We start from the raw sequence: 18,955 nt of genomic DNA, 5'->3' as shown, positions 1-18,955 counted from the left end.
CCAGGCGTCCTGCGAAGGCATCCCCGACCATGTCGGCAACCCAATGTTCGTCACGCAGGAACGCAGGTCTTCGGCACCGGGCATACCGAGGCACATTGCTGCGCATCGAAGATCCCCTCGCACTCGGTGCACTTTTGCGGCTCGATCACATAGCTCTCGCCTTTGAACTTGATCGCGCCGGAGGGACACTCGAATTCGCAGGCGCCGCATTGGGTGCATTGGGATGCGATGATCTTGAAAGCCATTTTAACTCCTGGTCCGAATGGATGAGACGCGCTCAGGCCGTCGCCGCGAGTGCGGGGGTCCCACACGCGGCGGCGTAAATCGCGCTGATTGCGGTCTCGATATAGTCGTGGGCATATGCGTCGATGGCTCGGATTCCAGCGTCCGCGAGCTGATCCTGCGGGCAATTTCCGATCTTGGCGCACAGCACGAGATCTATGCCTTCAAGCGCTGCGATGACGCCATCGAGGGCGGCTTCTCCGCCCCAGCCGCCGAGGCAATACTGCTCCACCTTGCGATGCCCAACAAAGCTGATCCCTCTCGGCGAGGCTTGATAAACCTGGAATTCCTTCGCATGGCCGAAATGTTCATTGACGCGGCCGCCGCCCTTGGTCGCCACCGCGAAGAGAAGGGACTTGCCGGGGCTCGCTGCCTTGACCAATCCGATCGCTTCTCTCCTAGCCGCCACGTGATCACGGCGCTCCTCCGCGACCAGCTCCCGATAGGCCTTGCGATTGCTGGCATCGTAGGTGACCTCGCCGGGAATCCGGTCGAGTGTGAATTCCTGGCCACGATCCTCACCGAGCAGGCCGACGGCATCTGCCCGGCACTGCCGGCAGTGGCGCATCAACTGGGCGCCGCCTTCGACACGATCCTGAAGAGCCTTCATCTCCATTGCGTTTGGGCCGCGTTGCCCGCTCAGTCCGTAGTGCGTGCCGTGCGCCGGGTCCGAAATCAGCGGCATGAGGTTGTGCAGGAACGCGCCTCGCTCCTTGACCCATCTATTCACCTCGATCAGATGCTCATCGTTCACGCCGGGGATCATCACCGAATTGATTTTGGTGAGGATGCCGCGCGCGGTCAGCATCTCCAGGCCCAACATCTGCCGCTCGTGCAGGATCCGGGCGGCTTCGATGCCGACGTAGCGGCGATGGTCGTAAAAGATCCAAGGATAGATCTTTGCACCGACCTCAGGGTCGACCATGTTGATGGTGATCGTCACGTGATCGACATTCATGTCGGCAAGCTCCTCGACATGGTCCGGCAGCGCGAGCCCATTCGTGGAGATGCAAAACTTGATGTCTGGGATTTCCCTGGCGACTCGTTCGAACGTTGCCTTCGTCTTCTTCCAGTCGTAACAGGCATCGCCAGGTCCGGCGATGCCGAGCACGGAAAGCTGCGGCACCTCGTTGGCGACCGCGATCACCTTGCGTAGCGCCTGGTCGGGCGTCAGCTTTTCGGAGACAACCCCAGGCCGGCTTTCGTTGGCGCAGTCATATTTGCGATTGCAGTAGTTGCACTGGATATTGCAGCCGGGCGCGACCGCGACGTGCATGCGCGCGAAATAGTGATGCGCCTCTTCTGAAAAGCAGGGGTGATCCTTGATCTTCTCCCAGACAGCCGGATCCGTGTCGTCCGGCTTTATCGACGAGCCGCAGGACGAAGACGCGCAGCCCCCGGCTTTCACGGTGGCAAGCAACTGGTCACCGAATGTCGTGCTGAGGCTCTCAAGCGAAATTGCCGGTGCGGACATCGAACGGCTCCGTTGCTGGTGAATGTCGCAGTTCAAACCGCAAGAGCTATGCCAGCTCAAAGAGCGGTTTTGGTTCACGAATTGTGCTTTCGTGTCGGATTCCGTCGGATTGCTCCGACACACCTTTGTCGGGCTTCCGACAGTGGACAAGCAAATCGGGTCGCGAAGGTTACCAGCCTTGGGCGCGCAGAGTGTGAGGGAGACTACTCCGGGCTTACGTTTGACGTCATCACGACGTCTAGAATTTCTTCACCTCGATACCATGCCGGCGCAGGGCGTAGCCGATTTGCCGCGGCGTGAGGCCGAGGATACGAGCCGCCCTGGCCTGAACCCAACCGGCCTTGTCCATCGCGTCGATCAGCCGGTCGCGTTCCGTCAGACGCGGGGGACAAGCGGGATCGTTCGGATCGCCGGCCGTAAGGGGAGATACCTTGCCTGCGGAGGCACCGATGCGACTGGCCGGCAGCCGCAATTCGACCGGCACTGCGTTGACCCGTGCGAGATCGTCGATGGCATTGCCGCCATTCGAGCGGTCGGCTCGCTTCCAGAGGAGCCAGGAAAGGCACTGGCTCTTCTTACAGGCGAAATCGGATGGCGTGATCGTCCTTGAACGCGCAAGTGTGGCCGTCCTTTGGACGCAGTTCTCCAGCTCGCGGACGTTACCAGGGAAGTAGCATTGCGAGATCAGTTCAAGCGCCGACGGCGCGAAGGCGAGTGCGCGATCGTTCTCCTTGTTGAATCGGTTGAGGAAGGCGTTCGCAAGGCGTGGAATATCGCCGGGTCGCTCTCTGAGCGGAGGCAGGATAATTGGCACCACATTGATGCGGTAATAAAGGTCGGCCCTGAACTCCCCTTTTATGACGGCCGTCTCGAGGTCCTTGTTGGTGGCGCATATGAGGCGCACGTCGACCTGTAGCGTTTTGGTGCCGCCGACTCGCTCCAACTCGCCTTCCTGCAAGACACGCAACAGCTTGGCTTGAAAGGCCGGCGAAATCTCGCCGATTTCATCAAGTAGCAGCGTTCCCTCATTTGCCAATTCAAAACGACCGGCGCGCTGGGAGATAGCACCCGTGAAAGCGCCCTTTTCATGCCCAAACAATTCTGACTCCAGAACGCTTTCAGACAGTGCGGCGCAGTTCAATTTGACGAAAGACTTCTTCCTCCGACGTGAGAGCTTATGGATGGCTTGCGCAAAGAATTCCTTGCCGGTGCCGCTTTCACCCCGCAGAAGCACGGTGGAATTGGTCCCTGCTACGACCGAGACGGTTTCGAGCACCTGCTTGAGTGCGGGGCTTTCCCCGATGATCCCGTCGATTTTGACATCCGCATGCCGGGCAGGGTCGTAGGTCCTCCCCTCGTTGGGCGATTTCTCCGGTCTGCATTGCTCATGGACAGACCGCTGACGATCTGTACTCAGGATGCGATGGAGACGGATCGTCCGGCCGACAAGGTTGGCGACCATCGTCAGGAAGTATGTGTCCTCGTCGTCGCGAAAGTCGGTGGCGCCGTCTCCGGCGCGGTCGATCGACAATGTCCCAAGGATTTTATGATCAGCCTTTAGCGGGATACCGATAAAGGCAATTGGGATGGTGCCGCTGCTCGAAGATGTTTGAAGGTCAGCCTGAAATAGTTGGGACTTGCGGACGTCCGGTATGAAGAGCGGCGTCCCCGTAGCGACGATTTGATCTGTTATGGCCTGTGGTATGACGCGGCGAGTGCCTGATTGAGGTGCGTGGGTATTGCCGGCAGTTGCGGCAATCTCCGGCTCTCCTTCAGCGTCCAGGACGACGATTGCTCCGTGACGCATCTGCAGAAACGAAGGCAGGATGTTCACGACATTGGCGAGCGTAATCTCCAGCTCGCTGGGGGCGGTCAGCACCTTCGATATCTCGTAGAGTCCCCTGAGCGCGATATCTGCTTGGGGCATGCTTTTGATGGGCGGTTCAGGGCGGGTATCCCGAGGTGCTACCTCGTCGACCCGATCTTGCGGTACGTGAGCCATGGAAACACCTCAGCGGTTGTCGTCCAGAGTGCTCCTCCTTTTGTGTCTGAGTCTGAATTGTGAAAGCACAGTATTGACGAGCTTCTCTTCGTGGCGCGGCAATTCAAGCAAAGATAGACTTGGCGTTGGTCGCGACCTCAGGTGTACCAAGATTGACCCGCTTGATACGGTGCGTGCGTCCTCATCCGAATTTGAAGAGGACTCCGAAGCCGCCGCGTGGATAGTTCCACTCGATCTCGCCACTGGTCTCGCACAAAATCCGGCAGGTGCCGCACTCCATGCAGCCGTCGGCAGTGATCTCCACCTGACCTTTGTCGTTCAACTCATAACATTTCGCGGGGCAGACGTGGGTCAGCGCGAGCAAGTTCGCGCTTGGCCTCTCGTGCGGTCGCACTTTGATATGCGGACGGCCGGAATCCACCAAGTAGCGGTTCTGGTAAAGCTTGTCCTCGACACGTGACTTCGTCACTGCGATCGTCATTTCGTCTCCCCTCAGCGCCACGCCAATGCAAGGCGGACCGCGTCGCTGACCAACCCCCAGCGCGAGCGCGCCTTGATGAAGGCCGCCGTGGTCGCCTTTTCCTTCTCGATCTTCGGCGTGCCGTCGACACGCATGAAGTTCTGCGCGGCTTGCGACATCAACCGCGGATAAGCCGTGAAGTAATTGCAGGAATTGGTGTGGAGCAAGGCCGGCATGTCTTTGTATTTCCTTAGGTCCTTGACCACGAAGGACTTGTCCAGCATGGCTTTGTAAAGGGCGAGATTCCGTTTGGTCATAGGATCGTTGCGGCTCTTGACCTCGATGATTGCCTCAGCCGCGATGCGGCCGGAGGTCATGGCGAGGTTCGAACCCTCGCGGTGAATGGCGTTGTTCAGTTGCGCGGCATCGCCGACCACGACCCAACCGTCGCCAAAGAGCTGCGGAATAGCCTTGTAGCCGCCTTCGGGAATGAGATGCGCGGAATATTCTTTCACTTCCGAGCCGGCGATCAGCGGCCGGATCGAAGGATGGGTTTTTAAGGCGTCGAGGAGGACGTAAGGGCTCTCGACCATCGCGGCGAAATCGGAGACGAGGCAGCCAATGCCCAGTGAGATCGACTCCTTGTTGGTGTAGAGGAAGCCGAGCCCGGCCATGCTGCGGGAGGTCGTGCCCACCGCCTCGATCACGCAGCCTTCATCGCCTTTGAGGCCGAACCGCTGCTCAATGACCTCTTCGGGCAGGAAATGCATTTCCTTGACGGCGAGCGCCACGGTTTGCGGCTTCGGCATCTCGCGCAGGCCGGCCCGCGTGCCAAGCAGTCCGCATACACCTTCTGCGAGGACGACCACGTCCGCGTAGATGGCTCCGCCGGCCCGGTCTGTGCGGACGCCGATCACCCTGTCCTTGGCGTCACGGATGAGTTCCGTCACGGTCGTCTCGCACAGAACCGTCGCGCCGGCCTCGCGCACCTTACGCGAAAACCATTTATCGAACTGGGCACGGATGATCGTGTAGCGGTTGGGCTTCGCCTCATTGAAGTCGTCCGACCGATAGTGAATCCCGGTATGGGATGTGTCGTCCATCACCCAAAGCCGCTGTTCAACCAAATGCCGCTCGAGAGGCGCATCGTCCCGGAAATCCGGGATGATCTTCTCCAGCATGTTCGCGTACATGATGGCACCCTGGACATTCTTGGAGCCCGGATATTCACCCCGCTCCAACTGCAGCACCTTCAGGCCGTGGCTGGCCATGGTGTAAGCAGCTGCGTTTCCGGACATGCCGGCCCCAATAACAATGGCGTCGAATTGTTCCTCAATCATGTCCGTCCCTTAGCTCGCAAGCTTATCGCGACTGTGGGGCGACAGCCGCCGGGTGAAGGCTTCCGTCAGTGCGGGCAGGAAGCGGATCGCGTCGGTGACGATCCCGAGGTGAGCGAAATCGAAAATCGGCGCGTTCGGGTCGGTGTTGATGGCCACGATGAGATCCGCCCCCTCGACGCCAACCCGATGCTGGACGGCGCCGGAAATCCCGGCCGCTATGTAAAGCTTCGGCCGGATGGTCTTGCCAGTTTGGCCGATCTGCCGATCAGCTGGCATCCAGCTCTTCTGGACCAACGGGCGCGAACAGCCATGCTCGGCGCCGATTGCCCGCGCGAGATTCTTCACAAGCTGCAGGTTCTCCGCCGCGCCTAGACCGAGGCCTCCCGCAACCACGACGTCGGCATAGGCAAGATTTGCCTTTGCCGACTGACTATCCGGCAGGAAGCCGAGGATTTTGGTAACGATCTCGTCCTCGGCTACCGAGAGCTTGTGCCGGATGACACGCCCAACCGGTTTATCCGCCCGCTGCGGCATGGGCATGACCCTCGGTCGCACTGTCGCCATCTGGGGGCGGAAATTGAGCGTATAGATCGTGCACAACAACGAACCGCCGAAAGTCGGACGGGTGGCGGCGAGCGAACCGTCGGTATCCACATCGAGTTCGGTGCAGTCGGCCGTGAGCCCTGTCTGCAAGGTCGTCGCCACGGAGCCGGCAAGATCCCTGCCGAGTGTGGTGGCACCGAGAAGAAGGATCTCGGGTTTGTGGGTATCGACCAGATCCGTCATCGCCTTGGTGAAAGGCTCGTTCCTGTAGTCGGCGAGCAGCGGCTCCTCGACGATGTAGACCAGGTCGGCACCATAAGCGAAGGCTTCGGCAACGGCGTTCCCGATGGCCTCTCCCGGCGGTCCAAGCACGACGCCCGCAAGCTGGACCTGAAGCTTGTCTGCTAACTTGCGGCCTTCGCCGAGCAGTTCGAACGATACGGGATGGACCTGACCGCGTTCGAGCTCGATGAAAACCCAAACGTGCCGGTAGTCCTTGAAATGCGCGGGCAGCTCCTTCTTTATTCCGGCACGGCCGGCGGCAGGGCGAGGGGTTTCTCGGTTCGCGTTCGACATCGTCTGATCCTTGCCCTCTCACGCGCCGCCGTTGAAGGCGAGCTCATGTTCCAATGCCGGCTGGCGGGTGAAGATTGCCGTGATGAGTTCGTCAGCGACATCGCGCAAAGCCATCTCGGCGGTGTCGATTTTTGCCGCCTTTTCCGCCCGCGCAGGAGGGGCGAAAACGCGCTTGACGACCGTCGGTGAACCGCGCAGGCCGCATTTGGTGAGATCCTCAATGCCGGCGTCGGCCGCACTCCATTTCAAGACCTGGCTGCGCGCGGCGCACAGGGCGTCCTGGATCGAGCCCCGGCGGATCTCGTTTGTGCCTTCCAGCATGGTGATCAGGCAAGGTAGCCTGCTCTTCAGCATCTGTGTGCCGCCTTCGGAGCGGCGCTCAACCTTGATCTCGCGCGCAGCAAGGTCGATAGAGGCGATCTTCGCGACATAGGTCAACTGCAGGAGTCCGAGGCGCTTGGCGATGCCGGGCCCGACCTGGGCGGTGTCGCCATCGATCGTCTGCTTGCCGGTGAAGACGAGGTCTGGCGTGCCGAACGTCTCGCCAACCTTCGCGATTGCCTGGGAAAGGGCGAACGAGGTCGCGAGCGTGTCGGAGCCGGCAAAATAGCGGTCGGTCAAGAGCACCGCTCGGTCGGCGCCGTAACCGAGCGCCTTGCGCAGCGCGTCCTCTGCCATGGGCGGACCCATAGTGAGCACGGTGACTTCGCCACCATAGGAGTCGCGCAGTCTGAGGGCTTCTTCGAGGGCGAACAGGTCGTAAGGGTTGATGATAGTCGGAACACCCTGGCGCATGATCGTGTTCGTCACCGGATGGACCCTTATCTGTGCCGAGTCCGGCACCTGCTTGATGCAGATTACGATGTGCATTGGCGGTTTCTCCAGGCTCCTGTCCGGATGCGGGCTTGGCGGTTCATCTCCTTGGTTTGCATCATTCGTGCCAACTGTTTTGCGTGCCCCTCTGCGATTGGTTGCTTCTGAGGGCGCCGTGGTGATGACCGGATTTGTCGGCTTCTCGACATTGTCGCGTCGCGACCCGTGTCGCGGTCATTCCTGTCCGAACCGCTTCAGTACGGAGTCGAACGGGACAAAGGTGCGGCCCGGCGTGGCAGGTTTGTTCGGATCGTGGTCTTTGAGCACCTTGAAGACCCGATGCGTGAGCGGCGAGGAAATCGCGAAGTCCTCGTAAGCGCGTTCGAGCGTCGCCCGCACCCGCGCGGCAATCACCTGGTCGGGCAGACCGGAGAAATCTTCTTCGGCAAGGTATTGGCCCACGCGCTTCATGATGTGGAGCCGCGAGACATTCAGCACTTTCGGGTCATAGGAGACGCCAAGGACTGCAAAGAACTCCTCCGCAGCCGACAGGCGCTTCAGTCGTGCGAGGATGTCGGTGACGTCGATGGGGCGGCTGTCAGCGGAACAATTCATTGCATTCTCCCTGGTCGGAAAACTGTGGTGTCGGTGCGCTCGCGCACGGCTGACCTGGACCCGCACAGCTCCGCGAGGGATGCCTCGCTGCACATTCCATCGTAGAGCTCGACCAGTTGAGTTGCAGTGACGGTCGATTTGGTCTCGGCCGCCTCGCGCCGGACGCGGGCCACCATCGCGGCTGCCAGATCCGGGTCGAGATCGCGACCGCTTTCGCTCAGCACATGGGCAATCGCAGTGGCGCCGGAATGCTTGCCGATGACGATACGCCGGCAGCGGCCGACGAGAGCCGGATCGAGCCCCTGATAAGTGCGCGAGTCCTTCAGCAGCCCTGCGACGTGAATGCCGGATTCGTGCGTGAAAACATCGGCGCCGACGACCGGTTTAATGGCCGCGGTCTGCCGGCGGGCGGCCCAGGCCACCTGGGCGGCGAGGTCGGGCAATGCGGTCAGCTCGATGCCGGTATCCGCGCCGTCGAGGACCGCCATCGCGGCGGCCACCTCTTCCAGCGCGGCATTGCCCGCACGCTCGCCGAGCCCCAGGACGGTGACGGAGGCATGGCGCGCGCCTGCGCGGATCGCGGCCAGCGTGTTGGCGGCAGCAAGTCCGAGATCGTTGTGCGCATGAAATTCAAGGTCGATTGGAGACTGCGCCACGAGCTGGGCGACAAGTTCGAAGGTCGAAAACGCATCGAGAACGCCGACTGTGTCGGCTAGCCTGACGCGGCTTGCGCCGGCGCGTGCAGCCGTCTCGATGACGCGGGCGAGATGATCCCGATTGGCCCGCGAGGCATCCTCGCAGCCCACCGCGACGAAGAAGCCGGCGGCGGCTGCGCGTCTGACCATATGTTCGATGACCTGGAGCGCTCCCGCCTTATCGAGGCCGAGCTTGGCGGCAAGTTGGATGTCCGAGGCAGGCAGCGATAGATTGACGGCGTGGACGCCGCTCTCGATCGCTGCATCGAGATCCAGCAACGTCATCCGGCACCAGGCCATGAGCCGAACCGGGAGACACCGCGCGACCACGGCGCGAATTGTTTCGATCTCGTCGGCGCCCATGACCGGCGTGCCGATCTCGATCTCTGTGACGCCGGCCGCCGCAAGAGACTCGGCGATCTCCAGCTTTTCCGTCGTGGTAAAGACGACGCCGGGCGCCTGCTCGCCATCGCGCAAGGTCGTATCGTTGAGAAAGACATGACGGGTCATGGACGGTAGCCTGTTCTGCTGCCGCTCAGGCATAGACCGGATTGAACGTCTTCGGAGCTTCGCTTACCCGGCCCAGAACTGGGAAAGCCACGCAGCTTCTCCACGATTGCCGGCATGACCTCGAGCACCCGGTCGACGTCCGCTTCGCCGTTGTCCCGCGCCAAGGAGAAGCGGACTGCCGCGTGTGGCGTTTTCATCGCGCTCAGGACATGGCTCGGTTCCAGAGAGCCGGAGGTGCAGGCGGAGCCGGAGGAACACGCGATGCCCACGCGGCTGAGGAGGAGTGGGATTCCATCACTTTCGACATGTTCGAAGGAGATGTTTGCGGTGTTGGGCAACCGTTCCAGGGGATCACCAGTGACACAGGTGCTTGGGATGCGCTGGAGAATCCCGTCCTCTAAACGGTCGCGGAGCGACTTTACCCGTGTGGTCTCGTCGTCCATGAATTTCAAGGCGAGTTCGGCCGCCATGCCGAGCCCGACTATGCCGGGCGTATTCTCGGTGCCAGCACGCCGGTTGTGTTCTTGGTGGCCCCCCTTGATCAGCGAGTGGAAATTGACGCCACGTTTTACGAAAAGCGCGCCGATCCCTTTCGGCCCGTGCAGCTTGTGGCCGGAGAGCGACAGCATGTCGATTGCGGTCGACTTCAGGTCCATCGGAAGCTTGCCGACCGCCTGCACAGCATCGGTATGAAAAAGGGCGTCCACTTCCTTGGCCAACTCGGCAAGCCTGGCCACGGGGAAGATCACACCAGTCTCATTGTTCGCCCACATTATCGAGACGATTGCCACCTGTGGGGTGAGGGCGGCCATATAGGCGTCGAGGTCGAGCCGGCCACGGCAATCCACCGGAATCCTGTGCACCTTGACGCGGCGGGTCTTCTCAAGATGCGCGCAGAGCGTCAGCACGGCGGGATGCTCGACCGCGGACGTCACGATCTCGGTTCGGTTGGGCGCCGCCTCGAGCGCCGAAAGAAGCGCTGCATTGTCGCTTTCTGTCCCACCCGAGGTGAAGGTGATCTCATCGTCGAACTCCGCGCCGATCAGAGCTTGCAACTGCCTCCGCGCCTTTCTCACCGCCGCACTGACTGAGGCGCCAAGAGCGTGCGCCGACGAAGGGTTGCCGAATTGATCCCTAAAGAACGGCAACATCGCTTGCACGACCTCAGGATCGACCCGTGTGGTTGCGTTGTTGTCGAGGTAGACAGGTTTCATGTGCGATCCTCAGTTGACCGGAATGACGAGAGCGTGCGACCGCCTCATTGAGCCTCTGGCGCATGCCGTTGATGATGATGGGCCCGAACTGGCAGCCGGCGCAGACGCCCGAGAGTTTGACGTAGACCGGATCGGCGTCGACATGGACAAGTCCGCAGTCGCCGCCGTTAGCCCGCAGGTAAGGACGCCCGAACACGACAACGTTATCGATAAGCCGAATTTGGCGCAGCGGCGCGATTTGGCCGCCAGCTTGGGTGCCACCAGGAACCGAACTGTTTCGGGAGGCGACGTTCTTTGCATCCTACCTGAAGCGATTGCCGGTCCCAAGATCGGCTTCGACCTTGCCTTGTTCTTGAGGACAGGGACATCTGTTGTGCCGGCCATATAAGCCTCCTCTGCCGCAAATGAGTGCGTCGGCGGCAATCGCTTCATGGACCCGCACAGGCGCTTCGGGCGATCAACTGAAGGACTTGCCGCAGCCGCACTTCTCGCGCGCGTTGGGGTTATCGAAAACAAAGCCGGAAGATTCGAGCCCGGTGAGGAAGTCGACGGTCATGCCGGCAACATGCGGTTGGGAGCCCGCGTCCACGAACAGCTTGATCCCATCTGTCTCGGTGATCGCGTCGCCCTCGCGCGACACGCTCTCCAGGCCCATTAAGTATTTGAAGCCGGCGCAGCCGCCGGCCTGGACCATGATGCGAAAGCCTTCCGCCGGCTCTTGGGCGCGGGAAAGAGCAGTCTTGATGGCGGCAACAGCGTTGTCGGTGAGCGTAATCATGGCTCCATTCTCCTCAGTCCGGGACCTGCTTGCGCATCACGCTGCATGCACCGTGCCAAAGCGAAAACCGTTTCAACACAGCGCGGCATCTCTGACCCTGCGGTGATTCTTGTGAGTCCATTGCTGCGAAGGTGTCGGCCAACCGACACGTACTGTCGGGTTTGTCGGGTCCGCCACGCGGGATGTTGGGCCTGAGTTGTTGGCTGAACTCACATTAAACCAATGACCATTACAGAAGACTCCTTCTGAGCTTGCTCCGGCGCAATTGGCACGGTTTTTGAAGCTCAACTGGCGAGGTGGCAAGAGACTGCCGATCCACAATCGTGTCGTGGGTGCCCTCGCGATCGATGCGGCGAAGCAAGGGAGCAACATGTCAGGACTGGGTCAGACACGCTTTGTTTGGCGAAGCAGCGCCGCCCGTGGCATCCGAATGACCGATTGGCCGATTGCGACAACACCCACAATCGCTCACCACCGCCCGGTGGCCACCGACCGGCTCGATGAGATTCCATCGGCATGTGCCTGCTCGTGTCACTCGGGTCTCGCCGCTCCGATAGCACCCCCGGTTTTCGCGCGGGTGCGACGACGTGCGCACGCTGTCCAGCGACACTTTGTTCACGGGCCAGCAGCAGATCAGGGTCGAGCATTACGGCGCGCCCGATCGGCTGAAGATTCACCGGCAGGGCAGCTGATCCTCACACGTAGGTGGAAGCAGGGGTAAGACATGGACCAGCGCGAGAAACCGTCGCCGGACGAAATCCGGCGGGCGTGCGAAGACAATCCGAAAATCCGGGAGCATGATCTCGCCGCTCGATTGGGTATTTCGGAAGCCGAATTGGTCGCGGCGCATTGTGGTCACGGCGCGGTGCGCATCGAGCCGCGCGTCGATGATCTGCTGACCGGCCTCGAAGCGGTCGGCGAGGTGATGGCGGTCACCCGCAACCAAAGTGCCGTGCACCAAAAGATCGGCGTCTACGACAAAGTGGTCACCGGCAACCCGCATGCCATGGTGCTCGGCGACGAGATCGACCTGCGCATCTTCCCGAAAGCGTGGGCGTATGGCTTCGCCGTCGAGAAGCGCGAGGGAGCCGAGATCCGCCGCAGCCTGCAATTCTTTGATGCCACCGGCGAGGCGATGCACAAAGTACATCTCAGGCCCGCCTCGAACCTGCACGCCTATCAGAATCTGGCGGCAGAGCTTGTATCCTCCGACCAGGAGCCGATCATATCGGTCGAGGCGAGCGGGGCGCTCGATAATGCAGTGAGTCCAGACCAAGCCGCCACGGTCGACGACCTACGCGAGCACTGGAGCCGGCTGAGCGACGTGCATCAGTTCTACCATATGTTAAAGACCCTGAAGCTCAGCCGCTGCCAGGCGATGCGTATGGCCGACGAGGATTACGCCTGGCTGCTCGACAATGATGCCGTTGGCGCCCTGTTCCAACAGGCGGCCGAAGACGAGATGCCGATCATGTGCTTTGTCGGCAATCGTGGTTGCATCCAGATCCATTCCGGCCCGATCAAGTCGGTCAAGCAGATCGGGCCGCGCATCAATGTGCTTGACGAGAACTTCCATCTCCATCTTAGGACTCATCACATCCGCGAGGTCTGGGCCGTGCGCAAGCCGACGAGGGACGGTCACGTCACGTCCGTTGAAGCCTATGGCGCCGACGGCAAGATGATCGTCCAGTTCTTCGGCACGCGCAAGGAAGGCGAACGCGAGCGCAGCGACTGGCGGTTTCTGGCCGAGAGTCTGCCACGCGTTCCCGGTCCGACCGACCGGGATGTGTAGAGTGCCGACAGGCCCTCGGATTGAACCGGCCGCCATAGGACTCGGCACCACGTTCCGACAGCGGCTCGCGAGGAAATATAGGTCCATGTGCGATAGAGCTTGCCGTGTTAGCGCATACGCACGGTCAGGTGTGCACGCCGGAATTGACCGCATCGATACAGTCAGGCTCGTCGCCGGCCGGATCGCTGCGCACGAGTGCATCGCTCGTCTGACCGGAAATCCTTGCAGCGGCTACAACAACGCATATGCCATCAGCGCCGAACCGAAGCGGAAGCGCGGCCGGGTCTTGTCGGACCGCACCCGAACCTTGCGCTGGATCGCGTCGTTGCTCAATCCGGGCCGTGCGAGCGATCTCCTCGCTCGTCGACCGGAAGGCTGTGCAGCAGCAGCCAAGCCGAACAGCCCGATGTCGCGGACTCGACAAAACCGACCACGGATGTCGGTTGTCGGACGTTGTCCTAAGAATGATGGACAGGTGATCATCAGCGGCGGGCCTAGTGCAGGCTGGCATTGCTTGGTGCAGCGCCATGGGTACGCCTATCCGGCACGCGACTTGCTTCGACAATTTGATCAGCAGGGCATCAGCAGTGCGTCACGGAGCTCAGAGGTGATTGACCAGCCTCTCAACCCTAACGGGGATAAGCGGCGGCTTTGCTTCATGACCGCAGCGCGGCGGAGATGCCCCTTCTGATCGACTTCGCAACCGATCTCATCCGCGCTGGTGCAGGTGGGCTGTATCAGGCGACAGAATCTAGAAGGCGCCCGACAAGAGACGTGCCCATGCTGGAAATCGACTTTATGAACAGCGGTGCAATCTCAATCGAGCCATGAACGCCAATGTAGAGAAAACAAAATGGCGACCAACCCCGTTCCAGATCATGTCCCGCCCGAAATGGTGAGGGACTTCAGCCTGTTTACATCGCCAGGGATGCCACCAACACCCAACGGGGATCCACACGCAGCTGTCGCTTGCGTACATGACGGGCCTCCGATCTTTTACTCCCGCTACAACACGCAAGATGGCCGGGGTACCTGGGTCATCACCCGTGCCGCGGACCAGCGGAAGGTGCTGCAGGACGCAGAGACTTTTTCCAGCCATCGCAGCATCTTCTCCTCCATACTGGGTGAAAACTGGCCGACGATCCCGCTTGAGCTCGATCCACCGGCCCATGGCGTCTTTCGCTCACTGCTCAATCCGCTGCTTTCGCCAAAGCGGGTGTTGGCTTTGGAACCGGCTGTCCGCGAACGGGCGGTCGAGCTGATCGAAAGGATCGCCGCGTCGGGCACAAGCTGCGACGTGATGAAGGATTTTGCCTTTCCTTTCGCGGTGAGCACCTTTCTTCGCTTTCTGGGGTTGCCCGATGACCGACTCGATACATTCGTCGGCTGGGGGAAAGATCTGCTCCACGGCGACGATAAGGAACGACCTGTGGCTGCCCGGACGATCGTGGCATTCATCGACGAACTTGCAGCCATGCGCCGCCAGGAGGCGGTTGACGATTTCATGACCTTTATCGTGCAGGCACAGGTCGAGGGCCGCCGGCTGACGGACACCCAAGTCCGCGGCATCGGCGTGCTTGTCTTTGTCGCTGGGCTCGACACGGTCGCAGCAGCTATAGGCTTTGACTTGGCGTACCTCGCGCGCAACCTCAAAGATCAGCAATTGCTGCGGAGCGAACCGGACCGCATCCCGCTCGCAACCGAAGAATTGCTGCGGGCCTATCCGCCCATTCAGTTGATCCGCGTGGCTACGAAAGATATCGACTTCGAAGGCGCGCCGATCCGGAAGGGGGACTATGTTTCCTGCGCCACGATGATTGCCAATCGTGACCCGGCGGAATTCGAATGCCCCAACACAATCGATTTGGAGCGGGAGGACAACCGCCACGCAGCGTTTGGCTATGGTCCCCACCGTTGCCTTGGCTCACACCTTGCCCGGCGGGAGATTGTCATTGGCCTGGAGGAGTGGTTGGCGCGCATCCCGGCTTTCAGGATCAAGCAGGGTACGGCACCGATAACTTCTGGCGGCCATGTGTTCGGGATCGAAAATTTGATCCTGGACTGGTCTTAGGCCCGCCCCGACCCGGGGCACAGACAATGGAGGCAGCGCTATGCGCATCATCGTCCAAAAGGCCAAATGCCAGGGTCACGCGCGATGCGCGGCGCAAGCGCCGGACATCTTCAAGCTTGATGACGAGGGCTACATCCTGCCTGGTGACATTGAAGTTGCGGAAGGGGAGGAACTGCCTGCATCGCGGGGCGCGCGATCCTGTCCTGAACGTGCGCTGGAACTCACCCGCTGCGCGCTTTGAGGACTCATTCAACCGAGAGTCTGGCGGGCTTGAACCATGTGGCCGCACTCAGCACGCGACCTCTGTCCCGCACGGTTCACGTCCAACTCTGCAGGGGCATTTCCGGCGCCAGTGTTCCCCGTGAGGCGCAAACGGCAGGGCAGGGGTTCGCGAACACCTCTTCCAATCACAGAATTTGCGTCAGAGCCGATGGACCAGACGAGAATTGCCGAACTACTCGACGCGGGGCGACCCGGAGTGCCATACCGAAGAACTGCCCGACCCATGTTGCGGCAGGCCGGGTCTCTGCATGATTTGATAGGACGAAACCAGGAGAACGCACCATATTTGCCCAACATTACGCCCGGCTCAGCACCGGCCAATGGCCGCACATCGAGCTGGAGAGGAGGTTCGACCAGCATGTGCTTGCCTGTGTGCTTTCACGTGCGCTCGAGGAGATCGAGGCCGGCGAGGCGACGGCGACGGAGGCAACCGGACTTTCGCGCGCCGAGCTGCGCGATGTCCTGTCCCGCTGTTTCCCTGCTATTCCTATCAACGCGTTTGCCTTGAAAGAGGTGAGCGAGCCCGAGCCGGATCTGGAGGAAGAACTTCTGCATGGACTGCTGCTGGCGCATGCCCGACCTGGCGACCCGACGAGCGCCCGCTTCGCCAGGATCATCGCCCGGCGTGCCATGCGCAATGACCACCTCTGGCAGGACCTTGGCCTTTTTAATCGAACCGACCTCGGCCGCCTGCTCGCCTCGCATTTTCCGACGCTGGCGGCCGGCAACACCCAAAAGATGAAGTGGAAGAAATACTTTCACCGCAAGCTCTGCGAGGCCGAAGGTTTTTCGCTGTGCAGCGCGCCCCGTTGCCAGGAATGCAATGATTTCGAAAGCTGCTTCGGCCCGGAGGAAGGCGAAAGCCGCCTCACACGGATCAAGAACGGCGTCGCCTCGGATTGACAGCCGCTTCGTCAGTCGTACAGCGCCAGCGCTCGCGCCGCGCCATAGGTTTCTTGTCGAATGTCGACGGACGCCTTCGAGAGTTGAATGCTGTGCCTGCTGTCCGATTGCTCGCGATGCACGCTTCGGCGGGCGCCGTCATCATGGCGGTGCAGGACCCGACCTGCACCATCGAGGCCGAGCAACTGCTGTTCTCCGGGTTGTTGCTCTTCGCCTCCCTGGCCGGGCTCTATTCGGAGCGAGCCGGCGTCTTCGACACCGGGCTCGAGCGCAAGATGCTGGCCGGCACCTTTGCGGCGCCTCGGCGGCCGCGGTTACAGGCTCGGCCCGGCTCGGCCTGGGTGCCGCCGTAGCCACCGCCCTGCTTTTCGCGCTGGTGCACGGTTTCGCCTGGATCACCCATCCCGGCGGCCAGATTGTCTTCGGCGTCGCCATCAATTTCATTGCTGCCGCTCCACCATCATCCTCGGCCAAGCTTCCGGCAGGGCGCGCGCCGACGCTCTCTGGGGAACCTGGATTCGAACCAGGACTAACGGAGTCAGAGTCCCCACTGCGATCGAATCCTTTAGGCAAATTATCATAGGAGCTACAGCTAGTTAGCGTCTGAACAAGATACAATTGGGGAGGCGGGACCAATACTCAAGGTTCCAGCATTTCCCATGGATTTACGTATGTTCCCACTGAGCTCCCGCCGCTCCACGCAACAAGAATGCGACATGCGGGCGCGACTGAGGCTACATAAGGACTTTGCGACAATGTTGGCTGAGCCACCAAAATGACACCGCGCATGTTGGTCTGTCAAATGCTGCGACGGCTGGGTAGTGCATCTGATGCACTACCCACGGCTGCGGAGGTTGAGTTGGGTTTAGGATGATCGGTTTGCCTCAGCGCTTTCCTAAAAACTCAGTAACGAAGCGTGCCTCGGTAGGGCGCGCCCGGCCGCTTACCGGCCCGAAATAGACAAAGACAGGGACCGCTTCGCTTCTATGTCGCCATAAGCCGAGCGACCCACCAGTTGACGATCGTAGCTGACTTAGAGGCTCCATTGGCCCATTTGGGCGTGACCGATGTGGCCGGCCAATAGACCCGAAACCTGGCTATAAAGCCAGAAGCAGCCGAATCTGGAGGTGTGGTTCATCCGGAAGGCAGATACCAACAGGCACGGACGTAAACCTAGCAATGGCGGGCAAGTACATTCACTGACAGACCAAACGTTAATGTCGTATTCAACCCGCTGGCCTAGGGCTTGTTGAGATTCATTTGGAGTTGATGACGGCAGCAGCGAGATGAATGATGGCATTGAAGCTCTGGTCGGTTTTGTCGGCGCGCATGGCGATGCGTTTGAACTCTTTGAGTTTGCAGAAGAAATTCTCGATCAGATGACGCCATTTGTACATCTCGGCATCGAGCGGGATCGGCTTTGTTCGGCGCGGATGCTGGGAAATGACGATCTTGGCGCCACGCTCGTTCAGATCGGCGATGATGGTGTTGCTGTCGAAGGCCTTGTCGGCGATCAGAGCGCCGAAGGAGAGGCCTTGGATGAGCGGTTCGACACCGACCGTATCGAAGCGCTGGCCCGGCAGCAGGACAAAGCGCACGAGATTGCCAAGCGCGTCGGCAAGCGCCAAGATTTTGGTTGTCATACCGCCCTTGGAGCGACCTATGGCCTGGCTTTGAGTCCCCCTTTTGCGCCCTGGCCGTGTCGATGGACCTTGACGATGGTGGCGTCGACCATGGCGTATTCCATGTCCGGCTGGCCCGAGCAAGCCTCGAAAAGCCGAATGAAAACATCGGCTTTGACCCAACCTCGGTATCGCGTGAAAACGCTGTTCCACTTTCCGAAGAGGGCAGGCAGATCACGCCACGGACTGCCAGTCCGCACGATCCAAAGAACCGCTTCGACGAACAGGCGATTGTCCTGGCCGCTTCGCCCAGGATCCGCTGGCTTACCCAGACAATGCGGTTCCATCTTCGCCCACTGGGCGTCCGTCAGCACGAATCGTTCCATCCAAAGCTTGAATCACGATCAAGCCAGAATGGGAATCTGAAGGGTTCTGTGAGGTCCGGGCACAGCCGGGGCACGCAGGCTCGACGTCGGACCTCATTGCAAGCCGGATTGAACGAAGCCGCGGGCTAATCTGGCGCTATGGGGATGTAGCCTGGAGGGGCGGTCGGGATTGTCTTCGTCGGGTGAATGAAGGGCAACCGCGATGCGACCCCAAGGGATGATGGCACGGTGGAAGGTCGACTCTTGATGGCGATCACCGCGGATTGGGTGGGGACGCCTTCTGTCGCGGGCACGAGTGCTCGCGGTCTTGTGCGGAAAGTCAAAGGTCGGCATGCCGGCGCGGATGGCGACGGATACCAAAGCTGGTGATGTGGACCTGCCGCGTACGATCATGAGGTGTTGTCCCACAAGGGACCTGGCGGCGCTTGTCCGCAGCGCCAGATGGCCAGCGTGATCATCGATCCTCCACAGCATGGGCAGCGATGCGCTAATCTGAGGGGCGCGGGCGTGCTTTCGACGCGCGGTTCGATATTGTCCTGCAGCGGGTTGGCCAGCAGCCTGCGACACAGGTCGAGCTTTGCGGCGCGATGGCCGTTG

16 protein-coding genes and 3 pseudogenes are annotated in these 18,955 nt (G+C 60.8%); 5 read left to right on the top strand and 14 right to left on the bottom strand.

What is annotated here, in order from left to right; all coding sequences use genetic code 11:
- Positions 1-50 precede the first annotated feature (50 nt).
- The 12 genes from NKH13_RS26135 to NKH13_RS26080 all read right to left on the bottom strand — a co-directional run bounded on the left by NKH13_RS26135 (position 51) and on the right by NKH13_RS26080 (position 11,302).
- Positions 51-311 carry a 4Fe-4S dicluster domain-containing protein gene (locus NKH13_RS26135; protein WP_352763186.1) on the bottom strand — a complete coding sequence of 87 codons (261 nt, stop codon included), beginning with the start codon at positions 309-311 and terminating at the stop codon, positions 51-53.
- A complete protein-coding gene (gene nifB, locus NKH13_RS26130; protein ID WP_352915426.1) occupies positions 278-1,756 on the bottom strand; it encodes a nitrogenase cofactor biosynthesis protein NifB in 1,479 nt (492 codons plus the stop codon). The genes NKH13_RS26135 and nifB overlap by 34 nt, the downstream gene beginning before the upstream one ends.
- A gap of 238 nt (positions 1,757-1,994) precedes the next feature.
- Entirely contained in the window at positions 1,995-3,758 is a 1,764-nt protein-coding gene (nifA, locus tag NKH13_RS26125; RefSeq protein WP_352915424.1) for a nif-specific transcriptional activator NifA, read from the bottom strand.
- A 181-nt stretch (positions 3,759-3,939) separates the two neighbouring features.
- Positions 3,940-4,239 carry a ferredoxin family protein gene (locus tag NKH13_RS26120; protein WP_023678245.1) on the bottom strand — a complete coding sequence of 100 codons (300 nt, stop codon included), beginning with the start codon at positions 4,237-4,239 and terminating at the stop codon, positions 3,940-3,942.
- A gap of 11 nt (positions 4,240-4,250) precedes the next feature.
- On the bottom strand, positions 4,251-5,558 hold the full coding sequence (locus NKH13_RS26115) for an FAD-binding protein (RefSeq protein WP_352873063.1): 1,308 nt from the start codon (positions 5,556-5,558) through the stop codon (positions 4,251-4,253).
- Between the two features lie 9 nt (positions 5,559-5,567).
- Positions 5,568-6,677 carry an electron transfer flavoprotein subunit alpha/FixB family protein gene (locus tag NKH13_RS26110; RefSeq protein WP_352548221.1) on the bottom strand — a complete coding sequence of 370 codons (1,110 nt, stop codon included), beginning with the start codon at positions 6,675-6,677 and terminating at the stop codon, positions 5,568-5,570.
- Positions 6,678-6,695: 18 nt separating this feature from the next.
- Positions 6,696-7,547 carry an electron transfer flavoprotein subunit beta/FixA family protein gene (locus tag NKH13_RS26105; protein ID WP_352548223.1) on the bottom strand — a complete coding sequence of 284 codons (852 nt, stop codon included), beginning with the start codon at positions 7,545-7,547 and terminating at the stop codon, positions 6,696-6,698.
- Between the two features lie 177 nt (positions 7,548-7,724).
- On the bottom strand, positions 7,725-8,105 hold the full coding sequence (gene nifW, locus NKH13_RS26100) for a nitrogenase stabilizing/protective protein NifW (RefSeq protein WP_352491471.1): 381 nt from the start codon (positions 8,103-8,105) through the stop codon (positions 7,725-7,727).
- Entirely contained in the window at positions 8,102-9,310 is a 1,209-nt protein-coding gene (gene nifV / locus NKH13_RS26095) for a homocitrate synthase (protein ID WP_352822249.1), read from the bottom strand. Before nifV ends, nifW begins: the two co-directional genes overlap by 4 nt.
- Complete coding sequence (gene nifS, locus NKH13_RS26090; protein ID WP_352566023.1) at positions 9,307-10,524, bottom strand: cysteine desulfurase NifS; 1,218 nt, start codon at positions 10,522-10,524, stop codon at positions 9,307-9,309. Before nifS ends, nifV begins: the two co-directional genes overlap by 4 nt.
- Positions 10,475-10,720: a NifU family protein gene (locus NKH13_RS26085; protein WP_352915422.1), complete on the bottom strand. Its 246-nt coding sequence runs from the start codon at positions 10,718-10,720 to the stop codon at positions 10,475-10,477. The genes nifS and NKH13_RS26085 overlap by 50 nt, the downstream gene beginning before the upstream one ends.
- 261 nt (positions 10,721-10,981) lie before the next feature.
- Positions 10,982-11,302, bottom strand: coding sequence for a HesB/IscA family protein (locus tag NKH13_RS26080; RefSeq protein ID WP_352506805.1), 321 nt, complete (start codon positions 11,300-11,302; stop codon positions 10,982-10,984).
- 724 nt (positions 11,303-12,026) lie between these two features.
- Between NKH13_RS26080 and NKH13_RS26075 the strand changes: the two genes are divergently transcribed.
- From NKH13_RS26075 to NKH13_RS26055, 5 genes and pseudogenes are all read left to right on the top strand, one after another.
- The gene (locus tag NKH13_RS26075) at positions 12,027-13,094 is read left to right on the top strand and encodes a hemin-degrading factor (RefSeq protein WP_352494970.1); all 1,068 of its coding nucleotides are present in this window, start codon (positions 12,027-12,029) and stop codon (positions 13,092-13,094) included.
- Between the two features lie 853 nt (positions 13,095-13,947).
- Complete coding sequence (locus NKH13_RS26070) at positions 13,948-15,165, top strand: cytochrome P450 (RefSeq protein ID WP_352548234.1); 1,218 nt, start codon at positions 13,948-13,950, stop codon at positions 15,163-15,165.
- 40 nt (positions 15,166-15,205) lie between these two features.
- Positions 15,206-15,406: a ferredoxin gene (locus NKH13_RS26065; RefSeq protein WP_352491466.1), complete on the top strand. Its 201-nt coding sequence runs from the start codon at positions 15,206-15,208 to the stop codon at positions 15,404-15,406.
- A 323-nt stretch (positions 15,407-15,729) separates the two neighbouring features.
- Positions 15,730-16,350, top strand: a complete 621-nt coding sequence (locus tag NKH13_RS26060) for a nitrogen fixation protein NifQ (RefSeq protein ID WP_502914585.1) — start codon at positions 15,730-15,732, stop codon at positions 16,348-16,350.
- 143 nt (positions 16,351-16,493) lie between these two features.
- Positions 16,494-16,827 (top strand): annotated as a pseudogene (locus NKH13_RS26055) (hypothetical protein); the annotation flags it as partial.
- A gap of 779 nt (positions 16,828-17,606) precedes the next feature.
- Here NKH13_RS26055 and NKH13_RS26050 read toward each other — a convergent pair.
- Positions 17,607-18,319, bottom strand: a pseudogene (locus NKH13_RS26050) (IS5 family transposase).
- 428 nt (positions 18,320-18,747) lie between these two features.
- Positions 18,748-18,955, bottom strand: a pseudogene (locus NKH13_RS26045) (IS91 family transposase); the annotation flags it as partial.

This window comes from Mesorhizobium sp. M1348 (genome assembly GCF_040317925.1).
Taxonomy (GTDB): Bacteria; Pseudomonadota; Alphaproteobacteria; order Rhizobiales; family Rhizobiaceae; genus Mesorhizobium.
Note: the sequence above shows the minus strand (reverse complement) of the source record. Positions and strands in the feature narration are given on the sequence as shown.

Bases quoted from the DNA above. Each gene is read 5' to 3' on its own strand.
- nifB (WP_352915426.1), bottom strand. From the start codon at position 1,756: ATGTCCGCACCGGCAATTTCGCTTGAGAGCCTCAGCACGACATTCGGT.
- nifA (WP_352915424.1), bottom strand. From the start codon at position 3,758: ATGGCTCACGTACCGCAAGATCGGGTCGACGAGGTAGCACCTCGGGAT.
- NKH13_RS26120 (WP_023678245.1), bottom strand. From the start codon at position 4,239: ATGACGATCGCAGTGACGAAGTCACGTGTCGAGGACAAGCTTTACCAG.
- NKH13_RS26115 (WP_352873063.1), bottom strand. From the start codon at position 5,558: ATGATTGAGGAACAATTCGACGCCATTGTTATTGGGGCCGGCATGTCC.
- NKH13_RS26110 (WP_352548221.1), bottom strand. From the start codon at position 6,677: ATGTCGAACGCGAACCGAGAAACCCCTCGCCCTGCCGCCGGCCGTGCC.
- NKH13_RS26105 (WP_352548223.1), bottom strand. From the start codon at position 7,547: ATGCACATCGTAATCTGCATCAAGCAGGTGCCGGACTCGGCACAGATA.
- nifW (WP_352491471.1), bottom strand. From the start codon at position 8,105: ATGAATTGTTCCGCTGACAGCCGCCCCATCGACGTCACCGACATCCTC.
- nifV (WP_352822249.1), bottom strand. From the start codon at position 9,310: ATGACCCGTCATGTCTTTCTCAACGATACGACCTTGCGCGATGGCGAG.
- nifS (WP_352566023.1), bottom strand. From the start codon at position 10,524: ATGAAACCTGTCTACCTCGACAACAACGCAACCACACGGGTCGATCCT.
- NKH13_RS26080 (WP_352506805.1), bottom strand. From the start codon at position 11,302: ATGATTACGCTCACCGACAACGCTGTTGCCGCCATCAAGACTGCTCTT.
- NKH13_RS26075 (WP_352494970.1), top strand. From the start codon at position 12,027: ATGGACCAGCGCGAGAAACCGTCGCCGGACGAAATCCGGCGGGCGTGC.
- NKH13_RS26070 (WP_352548234.1), top strand. From the start codon at position 13,948: ATGGCGACCAACCCCGTTCCAGATCATGTCCCGCCCGAAATGGTGAGG.
- NKH13_RS26065 (WP_352491466.1), top strand. From the start codon at position 15,206: ATGCGCATCATCGTCCAAAAGGCCAAATGCCAGGGTCACGCGCGATGC.